At 63.5% G+C, this 22124-nt stretch carries 24 protein-coding genes and 1 riboswitch; of the genes, 15 read left to right on the top strand and 9 right to left on the bottom strand.

Translation table 11 applies throughout. The annotated features are described in order from the left end of the window. Nucleotides 1-4 precede the first annotated feature (4 nt). The 3 genes from cobW to OE747_RS11225 form a co-directional block, all read right to left on the bottom strand. Nucleotides 5-1060 (bottom strand): cobalamin biosynthesis protein CobW, encoded by a 1056-nt coding sequence (gene cobW / locus OE747_RS11235; protein WP_263828694.1) that lies wholly within the window; start codon nucleotides 1058-1060, stop codon nucleotides 5-7. Nucleotides 1061-1063: 3 nt separating this feature from the next. After that, nucleotides 1064-1438, bottom strand: a complete 375-nt coding sequence (locus OE747_RS11230; protein WP_263828693.1) for a DUF1636 domain-containing protein — start codon at nucleotides 1436-1438, stop codon at nucleotides 1064-1066. Between the two features lie 91 nt (nucleotides 1439-1529). Continuing rightward, nucleotides 1530-1745: riboswitch (cobalamin riboswitch) on the bottom strand. 72 nt (nucleotides 1746-1817) lie between these two features. Then, the gene (locus tag OE747_RS11225; protein ID WP_263828692.1) at nucleotides 1818-2702 is read right to left on the bottom strand and encodes a LysR substrate-binding domain-containing protein; all 885 of its coding nucleotides are present in this window, start codon (nucleotides 2700-2702) and stop codon (nucleotides 1818-1820) included. 220 nt (nucleotides 2703-2922) lie between these two features. Between OE747_RS11225 and OE747_RS11220 the strand changes: the two genes are divergently transcribed. From OE747_RS11220 to OE747_RS11205, 4 genes are all read left to right on the top strand, one after another. Next, a complete protein-coding gene (locus OE747_RS11220; protein WP_263828691.1) occupies nucleotides 2923-3888 on the top strand; it encodes an NAD(P)-dependent oxidoreductase in 966 nt (321 codons plus the stop codon). A gap of 135 nt (nucleotides 3889-4023) precedes the next feature. Further along, nucleotides 4024-4596, top strand: coding sequence for a transcriptional regulator BetI (gene betI / locus OE747_RS11215; protein ID WP_263828690.1), 573 nt, complete (start codon nucleotides 4024-4026; stop codon nucleotides 4594-4596). Continuing rightward, a complete protein-coding gene (betC, locus tag OE747_RS11210) occupies nucleotides 4593-6101 on the top strand; it encodes a choline-sulfatase (RefSeq protein ID WP_263828689.1) in 1509 nt (502 codons plus the stop codon). The genes betI (OE747_RS11215) and betC overlap by 4 nt, the downstream gene beginning before the upstream one ends. A gap of 156 nt (nucleotides 6102-6257) precedes the next feature. Further along, nucleotides 6258-6617 (top strand): nuclear transport factor 2 family protein, encoded by a 360-nt coding sequence (locus OE747_RS11205; protein WP_263828688.1) that lies wholly within the window; start codon nucleotides 6258-6260, stop codon nucleotides 6615-6617. Nucleotides 6618-6637: 20 nt separating this feature from the next. Here OE747_RS11205 and OE747_RS11200 read toward each other — a convergent pair whose 3' ends face one another. Then, nucleotides 6638-7444 (bottom strand): isocitrate lyase/PEP mutase family protein, encoded by an 807-nt coding sequence (locus OE747_RS11200; RefSeq protein ID WP_263828687.1) that lies wholly within the window; start codon nucleotides 7442-7444, stop codon nucleotides 6638-6640. Nucleotides 7445-7688: 244 nt separating this feature from the next. Here OE747_RS11200 and OE747_RS11195 point away from each other — a divergent pair, with 244 nt between their 5' ends. Continuing rightward, a complete protein-coding gene (locus OE747_RS11195; RefSeq protein WP_263828686.1) occupies nucleotides 7689-8462 on the top strand; it encodes a methyltransferase domain-containing protein in 774 nt (257 codons plus the stop codon). An 8-nt stretch (nucleotides 8463-8470) separates the two neighbouring features. Here the strand turns inward: OE747_RS11195 and betI (OE747_RS11190) are convergent, their stop codons facing one another. After that, nucleotides 8471-9070, bottom strand: a complete 600-nt coding sequence (gene betI, locus OE747_RS11190) for a choline-binding transcriptional repressor BetI (RefSeq protein ID WP_263828685.1) — start codon at nucleotides 9068-9070, stop codon at nucleotides 8471-8473. Nucleotides 9071-9244: 174 nt separating this feature from the next. On the opposite strand from betI (OE747_RS11190), the gene OE747_RS11185 reads away from it, so the two are divergent. The 3 genes from OE747_RS11185 to OE747_RS11175 all read left to right on the top strand — a co-directional run bounded on the left by OE747_RS11185 (nucleotide 9245) and on the right by OE747_RS11175 (nucleotide 12543). Further along, a complete protein-coding gene (locus OE747_RS11185; RefSeq protein WP_263828745.1) occupies nucleotides 9245-10441 on the top strand; it encodes a BCCT family transporter in 1197 nt (398 codons plus the stop codon). 82 nt (nucleotides 10442-10523) lie between these two features. Further along, a complete protein-coding gene (betA, locus tag OE747_RS11180; protein ID WP_263828684.1) occupies nucleotides 10524-12182 on the top strand; it encodes a choline dehydrogenase in 1659 nt (552 codons plus the stop codon). A gap of 121 nt (nucleotides 12183-12303) precedes the next feature. Beyond that, complete coding sequence (locus OE747_RS11175) at nucleotides 12304-12543, top strand: YdcH family protein (protein WP_234137578.1); 240 nt, start codon at nucleotides 12304-12306, stop codon at nucleotides 12541-12543. 72 nt (nucleotides 12544-12615) lie between these two features. Here OE747_RS11175 and OE747_RS11170 read toward each other — a convergent pair whose 3' ends face one another. Both OE747_RS11170 and OE747_RS11165 read right to left on the bottom strand, forming a co-directional pair. After that, entirely contained in the window at nucleotides 12616-14013 is a 1398-nt protein-coding gene (locus tag OE747_RS11170) for a helix-turn-helix domain-containing protein (RefSeq protein WP_263828683.1), read from the bottom strand. Between the two features lie 66 nt (nucleotides 14014-14079). Then, nucleotides 14080-14367, bottom strand: coding sequence for a YciI family protein (locus tag OE747_RS11165; RefSeq protein ID WP_263828682.1), 288 nt, complete (start codon nucleotides 14365-14367; stop codon nucleotides 14080-14082). 97 nt (nucleotides 14368-14464) lie between these two features. On the opposite strand from OE747_RS11165, the gene OE747_RS11160 reads away from it, so the two are divergent. Further along, complete coding sequence (locus tag OE747_RS11160; protein ID WP_263828681.1) at nucleotides 14465-15367, top strand: LysR family transcriptional regulator; 903 nt, start codon at nucleotides 14465-14467, stop codon at nucleotides 15365-15367. Here the strand turns inward: OE747_RS11160 and OE747_RS11155 are convergent. Then, a complete protein-coding gene (locus tag OE747_RS11155) occupies nucleotides 15311-16516 on the bottom strand; it encodes a multidrug effflux MFS transporter (protein WP_263828680.1) in 1206 nt (401 codons plus the stop codon). The genes OE747_RS11160 and OE747_RS11155 overlap by 57 nt on opposite strands. Nucleotides 16517-16699: 183 nt before the next feature. Between OE747_RS11155 and OE747_RS11150 the strand changes: the two genes are divergently transcribed. From OE747_RS11150 to OE747_RS11125, 6 genes are all read left to right on the top strand, one after another. Further along, complete coding sequence (locus tag OE747_RS11150; RefSeq protein ID WP_263828679.1) at nucleotides 16700-18232, top strand: acyl-CoA carboxylase subunit beta; 1533 nt, start codon at nucleotides 16700-16702, stop codon at nucleotides 18230-18232. Nucleotides 18233-18402: 170 nt separating this feature from the next. Next, nucleotides 18403-18891, top strand: coding sequence for a GFA family protein (locus OE747_RS11145; RefSeq protein WP_263828678.1), 489 nt, complete (start codon nucleotides 18403-18405; stop codon nucleotides 18889-18891). Next, nucleotides 18888-19286, top strand: coding sequence for a cupin domain-containing protein (locus OE747_RS11140; protein ID WP_263828677.1), 399 nt, complete (start codon nucleotides 18888-18890; stop codon nucleotides 19284-19286). Before OE747_RS11145 ends, OE747_RS11140 begins: the two co-directional genes overlap by 4 nt. After that, entirely contained in the window at nucleotides 19283-19765 is a 483-nt protein-coding gene (locus OE747_RS11135; protein WP_263828676.1) for a DUF6497 family protein, read from the top strand. The genes OE747_RS11140 and OE747_RS11135 overlap by 4 nt, the downstream gene beginning before the upstream one ends. Nucleotides 19766-19979: 214 nt before the next feature. Continuing rightward, on the top strand, nucleotides 19980-20117 hold the full coding sequence (locus tag OE747_RS11130; protein WP_263828675.1) for a hypothetical protein: 138 nt from the start codon (nucleotides 19980-19982) through the stop codon (nucleotides 20115-20117). A 69-nt stretch (nucleotides 20118-20186) separates the two neighbouring features. After that, nucleotides 20187-20540: a hypothetical protein gene (locus OE747_RS11125; protein ID WP_263828674.1), complete on the top strand. Its 354-nt coding sequence runs from the start codon at nucleotides 20187-20189 to the stop codon at nucleotides 20538-20540. 83 nt (nucleotides 20541-20623) lie between these two features. Here the strand turns inward: OE747_RS11125 and OE747_RS11120 are convergent, their stop codons facing one another. Further along, nucleotides 20624-21763 carry a DcaP family trimeric outer membrane transporter gene (locus OE747_RS11120; RefSeq protein WP_263828673.1) on the bottom strand — a complete coding sequence of 380 codons (1140 nt, stop codon included), beginning with the start codon at nucleotides 21761-21763 and terminating at the stop codon, nucleotides 20624-20626. Nucleotides 21764-22124: the final 361 nt, after the last annotated feature.

Here is a 22124-nt window from a genome sequence, read left to right as displayed (position 1 = left end):
GTGCTTACTCCGCAGGCTCTTCGATACCGGTCAGTATCGAGCGGATCGCGGCCTCGTCGATGTCGTGATGTTCGGCGATCACCACCATGCGCGAGCGGCGCTCCTCTCCGGGTTGCCACGGGCGGTCATACTGGTGGCGCACCCGTGCGCCCACGGCTTGTACCAGCAGGCGCATGGGCTTGCCCGCTACGGCGGCATAGCCCTTGACGCGCAGGATGTTCAACTCGTTGGCCAGCCGCTCTATCCGCGCAACCAGCTCTGCCGGGTCGGTTTGCTCGGGCAGTTCCACCACGATGCTTTCGAAATCGTCATGCTCGTGATCGTCATGGCCGTCGTGATGGCTGGGGCGGGCGTCCATGTCGTCCTCGGCGGCAGCGCCAAGGCCCAGGATCACCCGAACATCCACGGCACCCTCGGCCACCTCGACCACCGGCAGCGGGCGGGGGGCCTCGGCGGCGATCACCTCGCGCGCGCGGGCCACGCCCTCGGGGCCTGCCAGATCCGGCTTGGTCAGCAGGATGATGTCAGCGCAGCTGATCTGATCCTCGAACACCTCGGACAGAGGCGTTTCATGGTCGATCGAGTCATCCGCCAGGCGCTGGGCATCCACCGCCGCCACATTGGGCGCGAAGCGGCCCGCCGCCACCGCCTCGGCATCGGCCAGTGCGATCACACCGTCCACGGTGATTTTCGAGCGGATATCGGGCCAGTCGAACGCCTTGAGCAGCGGCTTCGGCAGCGCCAGGCCCGAGGTCTCGATCAGGATGTGATCGGGTCGCGGCTCCAACGCCATCAGCGCCTCGATGGTGGGAATGAAATCATCGGCCACGGTGCAGCAGATGCAGCCGTTGGCCAGTTCCATGATGTTTTCCGCCGGGCATTCCGGGATTGCGCAGCTTTTCAGGATCTCGCCATCGACGCCCACATCGCCAAACTCGTTGACCACCACGGCCAGCCGCTTGCCTTGCGGGTTCTGCATCAGGTGGCGGATCAGCGTGGTCTTGCCCGCGCCGAGAAAGCCGGTGATCACGGTAACGGGAAGTTTTTCAAGGGTGCTCATGGCTCAGGCTCCGATCGGGGGGATGCGCGCGGCGCAGTTCTTGCGGAAATGGGGGGGACGCTCGCGCCAGGGGACCAGCCCGTCGGCGGTGGCGTGATATTTGGTGACACCCTCGACGATGGTGGCAACATCGTTGGACTCATCGAGGTTCTCATAGACAAAGGTCCAGCGCGTCGGTCCGCCGCGCAACACGATCGAGCAACCCTGATCGCAATTGGACAGGCATTCTACCGGCCTCACGGTGACCCCTTCGGGCAGTTCGGCGGCGCTCAGCGCGCGATGCAACAGGGCACCGGGGCGCTGGGCATCGTCCTCGACCTGCACTCCGCGGCGGCATGTGGTGCAGACCAGCAGTTCGACTGGTGCAGCTTCGGTCATGTCTCTCACCCCCCCTCGTCTGGTGCGGGGGACGGGGCTTGCGCGGGCCACGCTCTCGGACATGGACCCGACACCGGAACACCCCGTCCGGTCTTGTCTTCGGGTGTTGGCAGGTCTCCCGGCTTGCGGATGTCAGGGTCTTGCCCTGTCGGGCGTCCCGCCTTCCCGGCCAATCGGCCAGTGGCTTGGGCACCCTCTCCGGTCACGGTCGCGGGGGCGGCTGCGCTTGACGCCCGGCCTTTCGCCGGTCCGCTGGCACATTCCCTTTTCATCCGGTTTCCCGGACACCAACAGCAGGCACATGCGGCAAGCGCGGGGGACTTGTCAAGCACGCCGGACCGGGGGACACGGGGCTTTGCAGAAAAGCGACCGCTGGGGATCATCCAGCGGCATCCGCTCCGACCCGCCTCCGCAACCAAGACAGAAAGAGCTGCGCCCGGGCTGGCGAGGCGGCCGCCCCTGGCGGCCGGATCAGGTAATGCGACTGGGAAAAAGGAATCGGTTCGCCCGCCAGGCGCAAGGGCATGCCCTGCGCGATGGCATTGCGGGCAAAGCGGGTCAGGATGGTGGCATGGCCCGCCCCGGCCAGCACCAGTTGAATGGCCGAGACGGTGGTATCAACCGAAAACAGCGCCGTCCGCTCTGCGGGCGGCAGCCCCTGCGCCTCGAACCAGCGCGCCCAGTTGTCCTCGTAGCCCAGGATATGGATCTGCGGCGCGGCGCGCAGCGCCTCGGGCGACAGCGGCGGACCATCCGCACGGCCAATCGGCACGATGGTCTCGTCGCACAGCTTTTCGGCCAACAAGCCGGGCCAGTCGCCGTGACCCAGGCGGATATCCAGGTCGACATCCTCGTTTTCCGGTCCGTCGCCCCAGATGTTCGACACCAGCCGCGCCGGGATATCCGGATAGGCCGCCGCAAACGCGGGCAGTTCCGTGGCAATCCAGTAGGTCGCGGTCGAGATCGGCGCGCGAATGCGCAGGGTCTGGCGGGTCGCTGGTCCGAACAGGCTGTTTGTCGAGAGGGCAATATCGGCCAGTGCCCGGCGCACCGTCAGCGCATAGGACCGTCCCAGTTCCGTCAACGCCAGACGCCGGGCCGAGCGGGTGAACAGCCGCTCGCCCAGATCGGCTTCGAGCGAGCGGATATGCAGCGAAACGGCGGTCTGGGTCAATCCAAGCTCTCGCGCGGCTTCGGTGAAGTTCAGATGTCTGGCGGCGGCCTCGAACGTCCGCAACCAGGTCGGGTTTGGTAGCCTGTCCATCTTTCGTCCCTCCAGCGCCCCCTCGCGCGCCGCCCAGAAAATTACAAATTTTCTGGACCAAAATTCTGTTCAGAATTTTGCACGCGCCTGGCTTCAGGCCATTTATCACAAAAAAATTATAGGTATATTTGATATTTTTATTCGTTTCTCTTTGTGAATACCCGAGCCGATACTGCGCCCGAAACAAATCATCCGGGGTGTTCCCCGCTGGGAGGATAATATGAAAGTAGGGTTCATCGGATTGGGCAATGTGGGCGGCAAGCTCTCGGGCTCGCTCCTGCGCAATGGTGTCGATCTGACGGTGCACGACCTCAATCCCGATCTGGTCGCAGGTTTTGTGTCGCGCGGTGCCAAGGCGGCCGCAGGCCCGGCACAGATGATGCGCGACTGTGACGCCGTGATCACCTGCCTGCCATCGCCCGCCGCCAGCGCCTCGGTCATGAACGAAATGCTGCCCGAGGTAAAAGAGGGCAAGATCTGGCTCGAAATGTCGACCACGGACGAGGCCGAGGTAAAGCGCCTCGGTGCGCATGTGATCGCGCGCGGCGGCGCCGCCGTCGACTGCCCGGTTTCGGGGGGATGCCACCGGGCCGATACCGGCAATATCTCGATCTTTGCGGGCTGCGACCGCGCCACCTTTGAACGCATCCTGCCGTTCCTCACCATCATGGGCCGCCGCATCCTGCACACCGGCCCGCTCGGCTCCGCCTCGGTGCTCAAGGTGATGACCAACTATCTCGCCACCGCCAACCTGCTGACCTGTTGCGAGGCGCTGGTGACGATGAAGGCCGCCGGGATGGACATGAACACCACTTACGAGGCGATCAAGATCAGTTCCGGCACCTCCTTCGTGCATGAAACCGAAAGCCAGGTGATCCTGAACGGCAGCCGCGACATCAACTTCACCATGGATCTGGTGAAAAAGGATATCGGCCTGTTCCAGACCATCGCCGACCGCGCCGGCGTGCCGCTGGAAATTTCGCCGCTGATGATCGAGATCTTCAATGACGGCATCCGCCGCTATGGCGACCGCGCCCAGTCCGACGATATCATCCGCCGCCTCGAAGAGGCGACCGGCCTGTCGATCCTGGCCCCCGGCTTCCCGGCCGAGATGGTCGATGACGAGCCCGAAGAGCCCGGATACGAGGTCGTGCCGCAAGGCGCCGAATTGCGCGCCGCCGAGTAACGGCGGCACCCGGACAAGGCCGCGCCGTCCGCATCATGATCGGGCGGCGCGGAACGTGGCCCTTCATTGATTGACGGATCAATATAATAAACCTAGCCTTCCTCCCAATAGCGGTCGTGGGGCAAGGGAGGGCGCATGCCGAAAACCGGAATGGAGCCGATCCGGCGCGACGCCATCGTCAAGGCGACGATCGCCGAGCTTGGCGTCCAGAAAAGCCTCGACGTGACCGTCAGCCAGATCGCCAAGCGGGCGGGGATATCCAGCGCCCTGGCGCATCACTATTTCGGCGGCAAGGACCAGATCTTTCTCGCCGCCATGCGTCATATCCTGACGGAATTCGGCGGCGAGGCGCGTGACGAGTTGCGGAACTGCCCGACCGACCGGCGCCCGCATGCCATCGTGCGGGCCTGCTTTGCCCATTCCTGTTTCACGCCCGACGTGATCGCCGCCTGGATGACCTTCTACATGCTGTCGCAGACCAATGCCGATGCACTGCGGCTCTGGCGCATCTACCAGGCCAGGCTCTATTCGAACCTTGTCCATGCATTGCGCCCGGTCGTTGCCAACCCTCTGGATGTCGCCCGCGACATGCGCGCGCTGATCGACGGGCTCTATATTCACGCTGCTCTGGATGCGCCCGAAGCGCCCGAGATCGCCTGTACCCACGCGCTGCGCGTGCTCGACACCCTGATAGAGGCCGGTAAATGACCCAACCCAATATTCTGATCCTGATGGTGGATCAGCTCAACGGCACCCTCTTTCCCGACGGTCCCGCCGACTGGCTGCATGCGCCAAATCTGAAACAGCTCGCGGCGCGCTCGACCCGTTTCGCCAATGCCTATACCGCCTCGCCGCTCTGCGCGCCGGGGCGGGCCAGCTTCATGTCCGGCCAGTTGCCGTCGCGCACCGGGGTCTATGACAACGCCGCCGAGTTCCGCAGCGATATCCCGACCTATGCCCATCACCTGCGCCGCGCGGGCTATTACACCTGCCTGTCGGGCAAGATGCATTTTGTCGGCCCCGACCAGCTACACGGGTTCGAGGAGCGGTTGACCACCGATATCTACCCGGCCGATTTCGGCTGGACGCCCGATTATCGCAAACCGGGCGAGCGCATCGACTGGTGGTATCACAACATGGGCTCGGTCACCGGCGCGGGCGTGGCCGAGATCACCAACCAGATGGAATATGACGACGAGGTCGCTCATCACGCCAAGGCCAAGCTCTACGATCTGGCGCGCGGCAAGGATGGCCGTCCCTGGTGTGTCACCGTCTCGTTCACCCATCCGCATGACCCCTATGTGGCGCGGCGCAAATATTGGGACCTCTACGAGGATTGCGAACACCTGCTGCCAGAGGTGGGCGATCTGGGCTACGACAACCACGACCCGCATGCCAAGCGCATCTTCGACGCCAATGACTGGCGCAATTTCGACATCACCGAGGACGACATCCGCAAGTCACGCCGCGCCTATTTCGCCAATATCTCCTATCTGGATGACAAGGTAGGAGAGATCCTCGAGGTGCTGGAAACCACCCGGCAAGAGGCGATCATCCTCTTTGTCTCGGATCACGGCGACATGCTGGGCGAGCGCGGGCTATGGTTCAAGATGAACTTCTACGAAGGCTCCGCCAGAGTGCCGCTGATGGTGGCCGCGCCGGGCATGGCCCCGGGGCGCATCGACACGCCGGTCTCGACCATCGACGTGACGCCCACGCTGGGCGAACTGGCCGGTGTCGACATGGCCGAAATCGCGCCCTGGACCGATGGCACCAGCCTGGTGTCGCTGGCCAACGGCACCGAGCGCACGGCGCCGGTGCTGATGGAATACGCCGCCGAGGCCTCTTATGCGCCGCTCGTGTCGATGCGCTATGGCAAATGGAAGTACAACCGCTGCGCGCTCGACCCCGACCAGCTTTTCGATCTGGATGCCGACCCGCACGAGTTGACCAACCTTGCGGATCACCCGGACCATCAGGGCACGGTGCAGAGCCTGCGCGCCAAATCCCAGGCCCGTTGGGATCTCGACCGCTTCGATGCCGAGGTGCGCGCCAGCCAGGCCCGCCGCTGGGTGGTTTACGAGGCGCTGCGTCAGGGCGGCTATTACCCCTGGGATTACCAGCCGCTGCAAAAGGCCTCGGAACGCTACATGCGCAACCACATGAACTTGGACAATCTGGAGGAAAGCCAGCGCTTTCCCAGAGGAGAGTAACCTTAACTCTCAACAATATAGGGCCACGGCCAAAGTGGCTGTGGCACCGATCTTTACATGCCCTGCCAAGTGACCTTCGTTAGGCAAGGCGGTGCTCTTCGGGCATGCATTTCCGGTCCTGATCGGCTAGACTTCTGCCGCCAATAGGGGGAGATCATGACCACTTCAGAACACATCGCGGCGTTGACCGCTCTTGTCGAAACCTACGTGATGGCGATGACCCGGGGCGACCGGCCTACGTTGGAGCGGATATTCTTCGACAAGGCCAGCGAGGTGGGCCATTACGAAGGAGAGCTGCTCTGGAACTCCCGCGACGCGTTCATCGCCATGTGCGAGGAAGCGGCGGACGCGGAAACCGATCCGTTCTGGGCAATCAGTTCTGTTTCGGTGCAGGGGGATATCGCAGTGGTCCATGTCGAAAACGACTGGGCCGGCATGCGCTTTGACGATTTCCTCACGCTGCTGTTGCACGAGGGCAGCTGGCGCATCGTGTCAAAGGTCTATCGCATCCGCTGAATGGCCCGGATTGCCGGACCTCACCCGTTCAGCAACGCCTCGACCTCTGCCACACTGGCCGCGCCTTTCAGCAGGGTGAAATCGCCGCGCTCCAGCATGGCGCGGGTGCCGTCCAGCAGAATCTGCTGCGTCACCCGGGCCAACCCGCCACCGATCGAGATTCGGGCAACCCCCAGCGCGCCCATCTGTTCAGTCGTCAGGTCCCGCATTTCCCCCGCTGCCAGCTGATTGACCGGCGTCCCGGTGGCCACTAGCGCCCGGGTGGTATCTGCATCGACAAGCGGGGCATAGATCACATCCGCACCCGCTTGGGCAAAGGCCACGCACCGGCGCAAGGCCTCGGCCTGATCATAGTTTCGCATCAGCCAGCCATCGGCGCGTGCGGTCAGCACGATCCCCGCCGCGCGGGCGGCGGCCACCGCCGCCTCGATCCGGGCCAGGGCCAGATCGAAGGAATAAGACCCCTTGGACGGCATCATGGTATCCTCGATCGAAACCCCGGCCAGTCCCGCCTCCGCCGCCAGCCGCACCGTCTCGGCCACGGTTTCGGGACTGTCGCCGAACCCGTTCTCGAAATCGCCGTTCACCGGCACATCGACTGCGGCGCAGATGTCGGCCGCGTGCTGCAAGGCGATGTCGCGCGAAATCTGACCGCCATCCGCCAGACCCAAGGTAAACCCGTGCCCGGATGAGGTCGTCGCCAGAGCCCGCGCGCCCAAACCGGCCATCACCTTGGCCGACCCGATATCCCACGGGTTCGGCATCACCAGAGGATCACCGGGAACGTGCAAGGCCCGGAAACGTTCAGTCAGTTCGTCGCGGCGCATGACACGGCCCCTTCCATGATCTCTCGGCTCAGCCTGGAGCTTTGCCGAGCATAGCCAAAGTCGGCAGTGAAAGGAAAAGCAATCCTTTGCAGAGGGTCGTGATCATCCCTGATGCAACAGGTGGTCTTCCCTTCCGTCTCCGGCTTCGATCCAGCAGCCAAGCACGGGCAAACCTGTCCAGAATTCGGCAGATGTGATAGTGTTCTCGGGTTCATCCCTGACCAGCCATTTGCGGGAGATTGCCATGCCCCAGGGCTTCTACGACGCGGAAATGAGCCGTAAACAGGAGGCTCTCGCAGCCACGCCTGACATGAAGGCACAGCGCCGGGTCATACTGGACCACCTCGCGCTCAAGCCCGGAGAGGCGGTGCTCGACATCGGCTCGGGCAATGGGATCATGGTACGGGACATGCTCGGCATTGTTGGACACTCGGGATCGGTTACCGGTCTCGATGCGGCGGAACCGATGATCGCGATGGCCCGCGCGCTGTGCCCCGGTGGCAGTTTCGTTCAGGGCGATGCCTGTGAATTGCCGTTCGATGACGACAGCTTTGATGCGGTCACCGCCGCGCAACTCCTCTGTTTCCTGCCCGATCCCGAGGCTGCGTTGCGGGAAATGCGCCGGGTGCTGCGCCCGGATGGCCGCCTTGTCATTCTGGATACTGACTGGGGTTCGCTAGTCTGGAACGCCCGGGATCCTGATCTGATGGCAAAGGCGATGCGCATCTATATCCGGCCCTATGCAGACGCCTATCTGCCCCGAACACTGTCTAGGCGCCTGAGAGCCGCTGGCTTCGCCGTCACGGCGCGCGAAACCCTGACTGTGCTGAACTGGACGCCCGGACCGGACAATTACGCCCACCTCACGGCAAGTTTCATGGAATCGATCACGGCGGCGGCAGCAGATTTCTCGGACGAGGACTGGCGACGCTGGCAGGACGATCAGAAAGCCGTGGCAGAGGCCGGAGACTACATGTTCTCTCTCAATCGTTACATCTTCGACGCGCGGCCGGTCTGACGGGCGGGTCAGGACCCCAAAGACTGACGGCTCTGATCCAGCAACAGTTCCGCGAGCGCCCGGGCATCGGCCCGCGCCGCGGCTGCATCCGGCACGGTGCCCCCCTGCGCCGCTTCGATCCAGACCCCATCCATATAGGCCTGTATCGTCGTCTGCACCCGGTTCAGACCCTGTTCCGGCACCAGTTGCCGCAGTTCCCGGCGGATGTTGCTTGCCACCCGCGCCCGGTTGATCCGGTGCAGGCGGGACAGGCTGCTGGTATAGGGCGCATTGGCCCAGAACTGCACCCAGACCGAACATTGCGCAGGGGTGAACAGCGTGTCGTCGAAATTGGCCTCGACAATCGCCAGCAGCCGGTCGCGCGGGGTCCGTGCCTCGGCCAGCCGGGCCAGAAGCGCGGTGTGCAGGATGGACAGCAGACGGCGCATGGTCTCTTCCATCAGCCGGTCCTTGGACCCGAAGTAATAGTTGATAGACGCCGCCGATGCCCCGGCCTCGCCCGCGATCTCGGCCATGGTGACCGACCCGAATCCCCTGTGATGCAACGACCGGATCGCGGCGGCGACCAACTCGTCATTGCGGATATCCCGAATGCGTCTGCGTCTCATGCGGCCATATTGGCCAAACTGAGAGGGCAGGCAAGATTAAAGGGTTACGCAAAAAATTGAATGATCATACAAGATTTTGTTTTGTTAAACGGGTAATAGTGGTATCTGCCATGTTCATTCGGCCAACCCCGGAGGAGGGAGGCCGGAAACAACTCCCAGGGAGGGGCAATGATACTGAACGGAATTCTGAGCTTCGGCCTGATCCTGACCTTTGGTCTGGTGGCCTTCTGCACCGTCAAATGGCGTGACGTGACCTGTATCGGCCCGACGCCGGTGCATCTGTTCACCTTCATCGCGATCCTGTTCACATCCGGCCTGGATGTCGGGCTGATCATGTTCCCGCTGGCCGAGTTCGGCGGCTATGCAGACGAGCCCGCCTATGCCTTTGCCAACCCGCTGGCCATCGAGTTCGGGTTCTGGGGCTTTCTGATCTGGGCCTTCTACTTCCTGACCGCCTTCTATTTCTGCGTGATCGAGCCGCGCGTCGGCTTTTTCGAGATCCCGCTGGTGAAGCTGATCAACAACATCGTCATCATCGGCACCTGCGCCTTTACCGCCAGCCTGTTCCTGATCTATCTGCCCGGCTACGTTCCCGAGATCGGCGATGGCGAGACGGTGGTGCCCGCCTTCTATCTCATCGTGTTCCTGACCATCCTGGCGGCGGCCTATTCCTCGACCGACCTGAAATACGTGCGCGTTCTGTCGGTCGGTTCGACCTTTCTGTTCATCGCGCTGATCCTGGGAATGTGGGCCAGCGCGGGCATGGGCCTGGACGGTGTCGGCCAGAACCTTGGCCTGCTTGGCGCCTATTTCGGCAACCTGCATGAATTTGTGCTGCCGCTGACCGATTACCACGCTTTCTACCTGTTCTGGTGGTTTGCCTGGTCGATCATGATCGGCCAGTTCACCTCGCGCTTTGTCGGCGGGCTGAAGACCTGGCAATTGCTGATCGCGCTCCTGGTCTTCCCCTCGATCCCCTTGGCGATCTGGTTCTCGGTCCTCTACTTCTATCACGAGAACGGGATCAGCACCGCCGGGCTGACCAATGTGGCGATGATCGCGGTGGGCATCACCTTTGTCATCAACTCGCTCGACTCGCTGATCCGGCTTTACACCGACAACCTGTCGATCACGGTCGAGCGTCTGGGCCGTCCGCTGTACATCGCGGGCAATGTCGGCGTGCTGTTTGCACTGACTCTGCTGTTCCAGAGCCAGTGGCTCCAGATCCAGTGGGTCGGCTCGGTCGTGATCGGCCTGTACCTGGCCTGCGTCCTCTACATCGCGCTGCGTCACCGCAGCACGGTGATGGCAATCAGGACATCCCCCGAAGATCGCGCGCTCGACTTCCACAAGGTCGAGAGCGTGCACTGACACAAACGGACCCGGCCCCTGTTGGCCGGGTTCCCCCTTTGGCGTGTGCAAGGCGACGCCGACAGCAAGGAAAGACAGACGGATGGAAGCGGATTTTGTCATCGTGGGGGCCGGCAGCGCGGGCTGCGCCATGGCCTACAGGCTCAGCGGGGCGGGGGCCTCGGTTCTGGTGATCGAACATGGCGGCACCGATGCCGGGCCGTTCATCCAGATGCCCGCCGCGCTCAGCTATCCGATGAACATGTCGCGCTATGACTGGGGTTACCTGTCCGAGCCCGAGCCGCATCTGAACAACCGCCGCCTGGTCTGCCCGCGCGGCAAGGTGATCGGCGGGTCCTCCTCGATCAACGGCATGGTCTATGTGCGCGGTCATGCGATGGATTTCGACACCTGGTCCGAGATGGGCGCCGATGGCTGGGCCTATGCCGATGTGCTGCCCTATTTCAAACGGATGGAGACCTGGCACGATGGCGGTCATGGTGGCGATGCCGCCTGGCGCGGTACCGACGGGCCGCTGCATGTCACCCGCGGGCCGCGCTCGAACCCGCTGTTCAAGGCCTTTGTCGAGGCCGGGCGTCAGGCCGGTTACGAGGTCACCGGCGACTATAACGGCGAGAAACAGGAGGGCTTTGGCCCGATGGAGCAGACCGTCTGGAAGGGGCGGCGCTGGTCTGCGGCCAATGCCTATCTGAAACCGGCGCTCAAGCGCGAGAACTGCGACGTGGTGCGCGGCCTAGCCGCCCGCGTGGTGATGGACGCGGGCCGCGCCACCGGGGTCGAGATCATCCGGGGCGGCAAGGCCGAGGTGATCCGCGCCCGCCGCGAAGTGATCATCGCGGCCTCCTCGATCAACTCGCCCAAACTGCTGATGCTGTCGGGCATCGGCCCTGCGGCGCACCTCGCCGAACATGGTATCGCGGTCGTGGCCGACCGCCCCGGCGTGGGGGCCAACTTGCAGGACCATCTGGAGCTTTACATCCAGCAGGCCGCGATCCAGCCGGTGACGCTCTACAAATACTGGAACCTGTTGGGCAAGGCGGCGATCGGCGCGCAATGGCTGTTCACCAAGACCGGGCTGGGTGCCTCGAACCAGTTCGAAAGCGCGGCCTTCATCCGTTCGCAACCCGGCGTGCCCTATCCGGATATCCAGTATCACTTCCTGCCCATCGCCGTGCGCTATGACGGTCAGGCCGCGGCCGAGGGCCATGGCTTCCAGGCCCATGTGGGGCCGATGCGCTCGCCCTCGCGCGGGGCGGTCACCCTGCGCTCGGACCGGCCCGAGGACGCACCGGTGATCCGCTTCAACTACATGAGCCACGAAAAGGACTGGGCCGATTTCCGCACCTGTATCCGGCTGACGCGCGAGATCTTCGGGCAGGACGCGTTCAAACCCTATGCCGGCAAGGAGATCCAGCCGGGTGCTGCGGTGCAGAGCGACGACGAACTCAACGCGTTCATCGCCGAGCATGCCGAAAGCGCCTATCACCCTTGCGGCACCTGCCGCATGGGTCGGGCGGATGATCCGAACGCCGTGGTCGACGGGCAGGGCCGGGTGATTGGGGTCGAGGGGCTGCGCGTGGCCGACAGCTCGATCTTTCCGCAGATCACCAATGGCAATCTCAATGCGCCTTCGATCATGGTGGGCGAGAAGATGTCGGACCATATTCTGGGCCGTGACCCGCTGCCGCGCGCCAATGACATCCCCTGGATCAATCCACGTTGGGAGGCCTCGCAACGGTGAGGCAGGGGCAGAGATTTTTCGTCGAAAAATCTCGCCTGCCGCACCCGATTTGATCCCTGTCAATGTCGGCCTTGTGGCGGGCGTCTAGCTTCTGGGCTGACATTGAAAAAGGAGCGAACGGATGTCCCATACCCCGCATGAACTGGCCGAGGAATTTCCCGAAAAGGTCGATCTGATGAGCCAGCTCAAGCAGACGGATGCGCATTTTTCCAAACTGGCAGACGAGTATCACGAGATCAACCGGGCTGTACACCGGGCCGAGACCAACGTGGAACCGATGGAGGAACTGGCCGAGGTCGAGTTGCGCAAAAAGCGCGCGGCGCTGAAGGATGAGATCTGGGGCATCCTGTCCAAGGCCTGAGCAAAAGGGGCGGGGGCGCTGCCCCCGTCGCCTGGCAGCGACTCCCCCGGAGTATTTTCAGCGAAATGAAGATCAGTTGACCTCGTAAGGAAGGGTGCCGCGATGGTCACTGTCGATGCTCAGGCGCCGCTCCAGCGGCGGCACCGAGCGTTGGTGGCAGGTCTTGCGCTCGCAGATGCGGCAGGAAATGCCGATCGGCTCGTAGGCGCTGGCATTGCTGACATCGAGATTATCGGCATAGACCAGTTGGTCGGCATGGCGCACCTCGCAGCCCAGCCCGATCGCGTAGCGCCGCACCGGCGCGCCGAAGGACCCCCCCGTTTTCGAGACGTCGCGCGCCAGCGATATATAGCGGACTCCATCAGGCGTTTCCGCCAGTTGCCGCAGGAAATGCCCCGGTGTTTCAAAGGCGCGATGCACGTTCCAGAGCGGGCAGGCGCCGCCGAAGCGGGCGAATTGCAGCCGCGTGGCCGAGTGGCGCTTGGTGATGGTGCCTGCCTGATCGACCCGGACGAAGAAAAACGGAATGCCCTTGGCGCCCGGTCGTTGCAGGGTCGAGAGACGGTGTGCCACCTGCTCGATCGAGGCCCCGAAGCGGGTGCTGAGCCGCTCCAGATCGTGGCGGGTCTGTTGGGCGGCCTCCAGGAAGATGCCATAGGGCATCTGCGCCGCACCGGCGAAGTAATTGGCCAGCCCGATCTTGGCGATGGCGCGCGCCTCTTCGCTGTGGAAACGGGCGAAATCGAGCGTTGCCTCCAGCAGCGAGTTCTGGCTGAGCAGCGCCACCTGCAACAGCAGTTGAAACACCTGGGTCGGCGGCGCGCTGCGGGTCGATAGCCGCAGCAGGCGTGTTGCGGGGTCATATTGGCGCAGCGCCTCGATATCGGCCAGCTCGACCGTGATGCCGCGATCGGCCAGTGCGGCCAGCGCCGCGCCACGCACCCCGTCGGCCTGGGCCCGGGCCGCGAACCGCTCTGCCGCGTGATCGACCGCGTCGATATAGTTGTCGCAATAGTGGAAGAAGTCGCGCACTTCCTCCCAGGGGCTGGCCTGGATGCGGGCATCCTCGCGCCCCAGCGCCTCGTCCAGCGAGGCGAGCCGTTCGTGGGTCTGGCGATAGGTGCGGTGCAGCTCGATAAAGGCGCGCGCCAGCGCCGGTGCGTTTGACGCGGTCAGGCGCAGATCGGCCAGAGGGGGCATCGCGTCGGCAAAGATCGGGTCCGCCAGCGCCTCGCGCATGTCGCTGACCAGCCGCTCGCTGTCGCCGGTGCTCAGTTCGGTCACGTCCAGCCCGAATTCCTGCGCCAGCGCCAGCACCACCGAGGTCGAGACCGGGCGGTTGTTGTTCTCCATCTGGTTCAGATAGGGCAGCGACACGCCCAGCTTGGCGGCGAAATCCTTTTGCGTCAGCGACAGGCGGTTGCGGATCTCGCGCAGCTTGGCGCCGGCATAGAGTTTCTGGGTGGCCATCGGATGCCGCTTCTTTGCAAATTAACCTTGTGCAGAGGTTACGTTTGCAAAGCGCGCCCCGCAAGCTCAGACCGGTCGGCCATCGCGAAAGACCTGCCGCCATTCCAGCACGTCGACGCTCTGTCGCAGGCCCGTGGGCCAGAACGGATCCTCCTCGACAAGGGTCAGGACCTCGGCGCGGGTCGCGGCCTCGACCAGCCACATGCCGCCGCGCCCCTGGGTCCCGTCAAACAGCGGCCCGGCGCCCTGAATGGCCGCGCCATGCCTTGCCAGAAAGGCAAGGTGTTCCGCCATATGCCTCTGGCGCAGATGTTCCTGGCCGGGATTATCCTGAAACGTGACACGGTAGAGCATGATCTGTCCTTTCGCTATGGGTCGGGACAAAGCTCGCATGCTGCACATCCACAGCGTAGGGTGGAAATATGCACTCAGAAAATGCAAAGTTGCAGCCATGAACTGGGATGACATGCGGTTCCTGCTGGCAGTTGCGCAGACCGGCAGCCTCAAGGCGGCGGCCCGTTCCCTTGATGTCGACAAGACCACCGTGTCGCGGCGCCTGCGGGCGATGGAAGCGGCGCTGGGGCGACAGGTGGTCGAGGTGAGCGGGCAGGGCCTGACACTTACCGATTTCGGACGTCGGCTCTACCGTCCTGCCGAGGTCATGCGGGACGAGATGCAGGCGGTTGCGGCTCTGGCCGGGGCCGACACCGGCGGTGCCCTTGGAACCGTGCGTCTGACCGCGGTGCCCATGGTGATCAACCATATCCTTGTGCCTGCGCTTTCCGGCCTGCGCGCGGCGGCTCCGACATTGCGGCTGGAGCTGATTGCCGAGGCGCGGGATCTGAGTCTATTGCGCGGCGAGGCCGATATTGCTCTGCGCCTCGCGCGCCCGACAGAGGGCGGGCAGGGCGTGCTGGCGCGCAAGCTGGGCGATCTTGACTATGCCGCCTATGGCGCGCGCGGTGCCGTGCAGGATCTGCCCTGGATCGGCTATGAGCCACGCATGCATTACCTGCCTCAGGCGGCAGCGATCACGCGCGCGGCAGGGGCCGAGGGTGCGGCCCATATCTCGGTCAACGATGCCGAGACCCTGTTCCGGCTTGTCTGCTGCGGCCATGGCAAGACGCTGCTGCCCCGGATCGTCGGCGATGCCGAGCCACGTCTGGTCGAACTGCCATTCACACATGGTGCGCTGCCCAGGCGTGAGTTTTGGCTGATGGTGCGTCGCGAACTGCGAGAGCTTGAGCGGATCCGTCTGGTCGTGCAGTGGGTCGAGCGCACCCTTGCCTCGCTGCCTTCACAGGCCCAGCCGACGCGCCCGCCAGATCACCGCGACAATGGCAGCCACCCCTAGCAGGGCTGTTGCAAACATCAGCCACAAAAGCGGCATCGCCCCGGTTTCAGGCGTCAGCAAGGCGCCCGCCAGCGCACTCAGCGCCGCGCCCAGACCCAGCATGATCGACCCGTTCAGCCCCGAGGCGCTGCCCGCCAGATGCGGGCGCACCGACAGGGCCCCGGCGGTGGCATTGGGAATCGACATGCCATTGCCAACGCCCACCAGGGTCATGAAGCCAAAGAACGTGTATTCGTTGCCGATGCCCGCGATCATGATCGCCAGCGACAGGAACACCCCCAGCGTGTTCATCAGGCTGCCCCACAGGATCATCCGGTTGACCCCGACCCGGGTCGAGAACGCGCCGCTCAGGAAGTTCCCGGCAAAATACCCGATCGCGGGCGCGCCAAAGAACAGGCCCATGCGCCCCGGCTCCATCCCGAACACCTCGGTGCTGACAAAGGGCGCACCGCCCAGATAGGCAAAGAACGCCCCCGAGGAAAAGCCACAGGCCATCGAATAGCCCCAGAACCGGGGCGAGGTCAGCAGGGCGGGATACTCCCGGAACTGCTGTGCCAGTGTCTTGCCGCTTTTCAGCGCGGTTTCGCCAAAGTCGAAATAGGTTAGCGCCAGCGCCAGGCCACCCAGCGCAAGAAGCAGCCAGAAATTCGCCTGCCAGCCAAAGTTCTGGTCCAGCTGGCCGCCCACGGCGGGGCCGATCATCGGCACCACCGCCATCCCCATCGTCACCCAGCCCAGCATCGACGCCGCCTGATCCTGATCGTACATGTCGCGCACCGCGGCGCGGCTCAGCACGATGCCGACCGCGATCACCGCCTGGCACATGCGAAAGAACAGGAAAACCTCCGCCGTCGGCGCCACGATGCAGCCCAGCGTCGCCGCCATGAACAGGCCCAGCCCCCACAGGATCACCGGCCGCCGCCCGGCCTTGTCCGCCATCGGGCCGATCACGATCTGCATCGCCGCGTTCACAGCGAGGTACAGCGCCACTGAGAGCTGCATCAGCCGATAATCGGTGTCGAAATACGCGGTCATGTTCGGCAGGCTGGGCAGAAAGATGTTCATCCCCAGCGCCGACAGGCCCGACAGCAGGATCAGCGTGACCAGCTTGGGCGGAGTCCGCTGCGATGTGGGTGAAGTGAACCGCATGGTTTACATCTATGGCTGCCCTCTGGTGGAGTCCATGTCAGCCGATAGAGTTAAAGTGTTAATTAACAATTTTGCATTTAGCAAAACGCTGCTTGCCAACAATTTGCAAATTTGCCGAATAGTGCTTTGGGGCGACGTCCGGACACTCTATTGTCCCTCCAAATTTCACAAGGGACAATCGCCATGAAAGACATCCTTTCCGAGCTGGAAACCCGCCGCGACGCCGCGCGGCTGGGGGGCGGGCAAAAGCGGATCGAAGCCCAGCACGCCCGTGGCAAACTGACGGCGCGCGAACGGATCGAACTGCTGCTCGATGACGACAGCTTCGAAGAATTCGACATGTTCGTCAGTCACCGCTGCACCGATTTCGGCATGGAAAAACAAAAGCCTGCGGGCGATGGCGTGGTCACCGGCTGGGGCACGATCAATGGCCGGATGGTCTATGTCTTTTCCCAGGATTTCACCGTGTTTGGCGGCTCGCTCAGCGAAACCCACGCACAGAAGATCTGCAAGATCATGGATATGGCGGTGCAAAACGGCGCGCCGGTCATCGGGTTGAACGACTCGGGCGGCGCGCGAATCCAGGAAGGCGTGGCCTCCCTCGCGGGCTATGCCGAGGTGTTCCAGCGCAACATCATGGCAAGCGGTGTGGTGCCGCAGATCAGCGTGATCATGGGCCCCTGCGCCGGTGGCGCGGTCTATTCCCCGGCGATGACCGACTTCATCTTCATGGTCAAGGACACGTCCTATATGTTCGTGACCGGCCCCGACGTGGTCAAGACCGTCACCAACGAGGTGGTGACCGCCGAGGAACTGGGCGGCGCCTCGACCCACACCCGCAAATCCTCGGTCGCCGACGGTGCTTTTGAAAACGATGTCGAGGCGCTGGCCGAGGTCCGCCGCCTGGTCGATTTCCTGCCGCTCAACAACCGCGAAAAGCCGCCCGTGCGCCCCTTCTTCGACGAGCCGGGCCGGATCGAGGCCAGCCTCGACACGCTGGTGCCGGAAAACGCCAACTCGCCCTATGACATGAAGGAACTGATCCTCAAGATCGCGGACGAGGGCGATTTCTACGAGATCCAGGAAAACTTCGCCAAGAACATCATCACCGGGTTCATCCGGCTGGAGGGCCAGACCGTGGGTGTCGTGGCAAATCAGCCGATGGTGCTGGCCGGCTGTCTCGACATCGACAGCAGCCGCAAGGCCGCGCGCTTTGTCCGCTTCTGCGACTGTTTCGAAATCCCGATCCTGACCCTGGTTGACGTGCCGGGTTTCCTGCCGGGCACCAGCCAGGAATACGGCGGCGTCATCAAGCATGGCGCCAAGCTGCTGTTCGCCTATGGCGAGGCCACCGTGCCAAAGGTCACCGTGATCACCCGCAAGGCCTATGGCGGCGCCTATGACGTGATGGCTTCCAAGCATCTGCGCGGCGATTTCAACTATGCCTGGCCTACCGCCGAGATCGCGGTGATGGGCGCCAAGGGCGCGACCGAGATCATCCACCGCGCAGACCTGGGCGATGCCGAAAAGATCGCGGCCCATACCAAGGACTATGAGAACCGCTTCGCCAACCCGTTTGTGGCCGCCGAAAAGGGCTTCATCGACGAGGTGATCCTGCCGCGCAGCACCCGCAAACGCGTCAGCCGCGCCTTTGCCTCGCTGCGGAACAAGTCGCTGAAAAATCCGTGGAAGAAGCACGACAACATCCCGCTCTGACCCCGTAGGGTGGGCAGTTTGCCCACCCCAACCGGAAAGGTGGGCAAATTGCCCACCCTACGGAACCAGCGCCTGAATGGCCTGCGAAACGTCACTGGTGGGCAAACTGCCCACCCTACGGAACCTGCCGAAGACGCCTGACGTGCTTTCACTCTGGGAGGAGGTTGAACATGGACAAGACCCACGCCGGTGGATGCCTGTGCGGCGCGCTTCGCTACGAAGTGAGCGAACCGCCCCTGCGTTTGACATGGTGCACCTGTCGCTTTTGCCAGAAGATGACCGGGACACCGATGAATGCGCTTGCCGGGTTTTCCGGCAGCGCCTTCCGGCTGGTATCGGGCGCCCCGCGGACCTACACCCACGTCTCCGAAGGCAGCGGCAAGGAGATCCACCTGAAATCCTGCCCGACCTGCTCCACTACCACCTATCTGGAGCTGGAGCGGTTCCCCGGTTTCACGGCTGTCATGACCGGTACGCTCGACGATCCCGACTGGTTCGACCGCACGCCGGAGAACGCCAAGTACATCTTCACCGAATGCGCCCAGAAGGGGACGCTGGTGCAGGCCGGTTTCCCGGTCTACGCCCAGCACGCCACCGATCTTGCAGGCACGCCGAAGGACCCGGCGGTCTATGACCATCATCATCTGGTGCACGCATGACCCGGCTTTGGAAAAATCAGGCCTTCACCGTCTCCCATGCCGACAATTCGGCCTTCGTCGGGCAGGGGCTGCGCGCTTTCTTCGAATACCGCGACCTGGGCATAAACGACGCGACCCAGGGCAAGTTCGGCGCCCATGTGATCCGCGCGGTGCCGGGTATGGAAAGCCCCGGCGCCTGGCACAGTCATGACCTCGACTTCCAGATGGTCTATGTCACCAAGGGCTGGGTCGTCTTCGAATACGAAGGCCAGGGCGAGCATATCCTGCGGGCCGGGTCCTGCGTATTGCAACCGCCGGGGATCAGGCACCGCGAGGTCCGGCATTCCGACGACATGGAACTGATCGAGATCATCTCTCCGGCTCAATTTGACACCAAGGACGAATCAGCCCCATGATCCGCGCCAGCCGACATGGAACAGCGCACGCCAAGCGCGTCGCGCAAGCAACCCCGACCGGAGGAGCCCGCTTTGCGTGGGGTCGGGGTTGCATATATGTCCTGGCCGCACTCGCCGCCTTTGCCCTGCCGGTGCGCGCCCAGGCGTTGTTGCCGGTACCCTCGGGCCAGCCGGTCGAACTGTCCGATGTCCTGCTCGATGACAACCCGGGCGAACTGTGGGTGCGGTTCCGCTTCCTCGCCCCCAGGATCGGCGATCTGGCCGGCCAGATCGGCTATGACGTGGCCGCCATCGACATGGCTCATCTGTGCCAGATCCTGGCTGTTCCCTATGTCGAAACCCGGGGCATCACGCCCGCGCGGGTGGTGATCTCGATGTCGGACCGCCCGGTCGAGTTCGGCACCTCGCAACCAGGGGCCACACAATATTTTGAAGCCTACCGCCTTCAGGACTCTCGCTGTATCTGGGAGGAGTTTTGACGATGCCACAACATGTTGCGGGTCAATCTTCACACCGGCGGAGTTTTGCGACTTTGGAGTCACAGGCCATGAACTTACCCTATTCCGGATGTATTTCCGGCCCGAATTCAACTATCCTCTGGCACGGTTGCCAACGCGCAACCAACCCCGAAAGGGTGAGGCAATCAGGAGCAACGACTCCTGTAGGTTTCAGTAACGTCAGTAGGAGAAACAGATGTCGAAATGCATCAAATTTGTGGCTATGGTCGCCTTTGTCGGCGCCGTGGCTGCGTGTGACAACTCGCCGAAAGAAGAGTTCGTCATCGTCGAGCCCATCTCGACCGAGCCGACCTTTACCGGCAAGTACAAGTAAGCTTTCCGCGGGATCGGCTTACGGGCCGGTTCCGCACCCCGTGGTTCGCCCGGTCCGGGAGGGCGCGCCATGCTGAAACACCGCGGTTTTCCCAGCCGTATGCCCGGCTCCGATTTCCAGTTCACGATTCGCCGCGCCAACCCCAAGGGCGTGACGCCCTTGATTCGTCGCGAACGCTACCGCGATCGCAAGGCGGTCGACCGGCGCGCGGACGAGCTGTTCATGCAGGCCTTGTGGGAGCAGTTCGGCGACCAGCCTTTCGAGCGCGGCAATCTTGATGCGGGGCGGCTCAGCTGGCTGTTCGGGCGCGAGGTGCTGGCGGTCGAAGAGCCCTTCGATCCGACAAGCTACGAGGCGCTTCTGGTAATCGACGTCGCCGCGGCGCGCCTGTCCTTCCCCGATGCGTTCAGGGACGGTTATTGATGGTCCGGTTCGGCGAACATATGACGCACGCCGGGGTGTTCCGGCACGCTCTGCCCGAGGGAGAACAGAGCGTGCCGCCGCACTCAGAAGTTCAGCTGTACCGCAAGCTGAACCCGGTCGCCTTCAAAGCTGGCGCCCGTCGAGGTGGTCCGTTCGCCGAAGATGTATTCGGCCCCCAACGTCAGGTTGTCGGTGGGTTTGTAGAACGCGTTGACATGAATGGTCTCGAGCTCGACGAAATCGAGCGCGCCGGTGACTGTGGGAAGGTCGTATTCCTCGTTGCCGTAGGCGATGCCGAAGTTCCACTTCTCGCCGACGTCCTGCCGGAATTCGAGCGTGTAGCCGTCGACATCGTTGGCGACACCGCCAACCGCCGCCGCACCACCGCCGATCAGCAGCGGACCCAGCGCCTCGCCGGTGGCGAAGGTGGCCTGGAACAGGCCGCCATGCCAGGGGCGCACATTGCCCGACAGGGTCAGACCGGTCTGGTCCACATCGGTTCCGCCCGAGATGACGGTGCCGACCAGGCCTGCGATACGGGCCGAGAACAGATCGTCATTGTATTCCAGCGCGGCGGTGATAACCGGATCGTCCGACGGAGAGCGGTTTTCCTCGATCGAGGCGCTGAACACCGCCTTGCCGAAGGCATGGGTGTAACGCACCTGCGGCACCCGGGCAAAACTCACGCCGACCGGGCCGTTGAACTCGACGCTGGTCGGGTAATGGTTGATCGGCATGAAGTTGGTCCAGGTCTGGCCGACCAGCCAGTGATCGCCGATGCGGATATTGGCATGGCGCAGCCGCAGTTCCGACCGACCGCCCGAGGCGAAGAGGTCGAATTCCAGCTGCCCGCCCAGGGTGCCGATATCGGTCTCGGTCTTGGTGCGGATGCCCAGGCGCGACTGCCGCACCGTGGCGCCAAAGGTGCCGTCGGTGGCGTTCGCCGGTTCGCCGATATTGTTCACGAATGCGGTGTCGCCCTGAACAAAGTCGAAATCGTAAAAGAAATCCGCCTTGGCATAGCCGTAAATGTCGATCGCGGTGCGCCCGACATGCAGGTCGCCGCTTGCAGCAGCGGAACGGCCCGCTTCCAGCGCCTCGACCCGGGCGCGCAGCGCGTCCAGCTCGGCCTGGCTGCCGGCATCCCCGGCCATCGCCGTTCCGGCGGCCCCCAGGCCCACCATCAGCGCCAGCGCCGAAATTGCATCAAGTCTCCTCACCATGTCTACCCATCTCCTCTTGTGTGTGGCGAGGGTCTGGGTTTCACGCGTCCGCACTCCGGGCAAATGACAAGCAAGCGATTGGCTGTGAACGAAAATTGCCGCGATGGTGATCGGTCGAGAGTTGCGATTTGCCCGTGTGAATACGTCTCCGATGTGACCAAAGGTTTGCCGGGCACTTTCTCGTGCATCCACCGTGAGAGGGCCGTTTACCACCGCAGCGACCGGGTCAGTCGGTCTGCCCTCTGTAACGGCCATGTGACAAGCGCGGCGCGGGTGCGCACGGGGCGTCCGGTCGGCATCTTCCCGCCCGCGCCCGCGCAAGCCCGGCAGATTCCGGCTCAATTCCAGCACCCTGCACGCC

It is taken from the genome of Ruegeria aquimaris, from assembly GCF_025751555.1.
GTDB classification, from domain to species: domain Bacteria; phylum Pseudomonadota; class Alphaproteobacteria; order Rhodobacterales; family Rhodobacteraceae; genus Ruegeria_B; species Ruegeria_B aquimaris.
The sequence above is the reverse complement of the archived record's forward strand: the minus strand, read 5'-3'. Positions and strand labels throughout refer to the sequence as shown.

What these genes read in the sequence shown, in the direction of transcription:
- cobW (WP_263828694.1), bottom strand. Translation starts at nt 1,060, where the DNA reads ATGAGCACCCTTGAAAAACTTCCCGTTACCGTGATCACCGGCTTTCTC.
- OE747_RS11230 (WP_263828693.1), bottom strand. Translation starts at nt 1,438, where the DNA reads ATGACCGAAGCTGCACCAGTCGAACTGCTGGTCTGCACCACATGCCGC.
- OE747_RS11225 (WP_263828692.1), bottom strand. Translation starts at nt 2,702, where the DNA reads ATGGACAGGCTACCAAACCCGACCTGGTTGCGGACGTTCGAGGCCGCC.
- OE747_RS11220 (WP_263828691.1), top strand. Translation starts at nt 2,923, where the DNA reads ATGAAAGTAGGGTTCATCGGATTGGGCAATGTGGGCGGCAAGCTCTCG.
- betI (WP_263828690.1), top strand. Translation starts at nt 4,024, where the DNA reads ATGCCGAAAACCGGAATGGAGCCGATCCGGCGCGACGCCATCGTCAAG.
- betC (WP_263828689.1), top strand. Translation starts at nt 4,593, where the DNA reads ATGACCCAACCCAATATTCTGATCCTGATGGTGGATCAGCTCAACGGC.
- OE747_RS11205 (WP_263828688.1), top strand. Translation starts at nt 6,258, where the DNA reads ATGACCACTTCAGAACACATCGCGGCGTTGACCGCTCTTGTCGAAACC.
- OE747_RS11200 (WP_263828687.1), bottom strand. Translation starts at nt 7,444, where the DNA reads ATGCGCCGCGACGAACTGACTGAACGTTTCCGGGCCTTGCACGTTCCC.
- OE747_RS11195 (WP_263828686.1), top strand. Translation starts at nt 7,689, where the DNA reads ATGCCCCAGGGCTTCTACGACGCGGAAATGAGCCGTAAACAGGAGGCT.
- betI (WP_263828685.1), bottom strand. Translation starts at nt 9,070, where the DNA reads ATGAGACGCAGACGCATTCGGGATATCCGCAATGACGAGTTGGTCGCC.
- betA (WP_263828684.1), top strand. Translation starts at nt 10,524, where the DNA reads ATGGAAGCGGATTTTGTCATCGTGGGGGCCGGCAGCGCGGGCTGCGCC.
- OE747_RS11175 (WP_234137578.1), top strand. Translation starts at nt 12,304, where the DNA reads ATGTCCCATACCCCGCATGAACTGGCCGAGGAATTTCCCGAAAAGGTC.
- OE747_RS11170 (WP_263828683.1), bottom strand. Translation starts at nt 14,013, where the DNA reads ATGGCCACCCAGAAACTCTATGCCGGCGCCAAGCTGCGCGAGATCCGC.
- OE747_RS11165 (WP_263828682.1), bottom strand. Translation starts at nt 14,367, where the DNA reads ATGCTCTACCGTGTCACGTTTCAGGATAATCCCGGCCAGGAACATCTG.
- OE747_RS11160 (WP_263828681.1), top strand. Translation starts at nt 14,465, where the DNA reads ATGAACTGGGATGACATGCGGTTCCTGCTGGCAGTTGCGCAGACCGGC.
- OE747_RS11155 (WP_263828680.1), bottom strand. Translation starts at nt 16,516, where the DNA reads ATGCGGTTCACTTCACCCACATCGCAGCGGACTCCGCCCAAGCTGGTC.
- OE747_RS11150 (WP_263828679.1), top strand. Translation starts at nt 16,700, where the DNA reads ATGAAAGACATCCTTTCCGAGCTGGAAACCCGCCGCGACGCCGCGCGG.
- OE747_RS11145 (WP_263828678.1), top strand. Translation starts at nt 18,403, where the DNA reads ATGGACAAGACCCACGCCGGTGGATGCCTGTGCGGCGCGCTTCGCTAC.
- OE747_RS11140 (WP_263828677.1), top strand. Translation starts at nt 18,888, where the DNA reads ATGACCCGGCTTTGGAAAAATCAGGCCTTCACCGTCTCCCATGCCGAC.
- OE747_RS11135 (WP_263828676.1), top strand. Translation starts at nt 19,283, where the DNA reads ATGATCCGCGCCAGCCGACATGGAACAGCGCACGCCAAGCGCGTCGCG.
- OE747_RS11130 (WP_263828675.1), top strand. Translation starts at nt 19,980, where the DNA reads ATGTCGAAATGCATCAAATTTGTGGCTATGGTCGCCTTTGTCGGCGCC.
- OE747_RS11125 (WP_263828674.1), top strand. Translation starts at nt 20,187, where the DNA reads ATGCTGAAACACCGCGGTTTTCCCAGCCGTATGCCCGGCTCCGATTTC.
- OE747_RS11120 (WP_263828673.1), bottom strand. Translation starts at nt 21,763, where the DNA reads ATGGTGAGGAGACTTGATGCAATTTCGGCGCTGGCGCTGATGGTGGGC.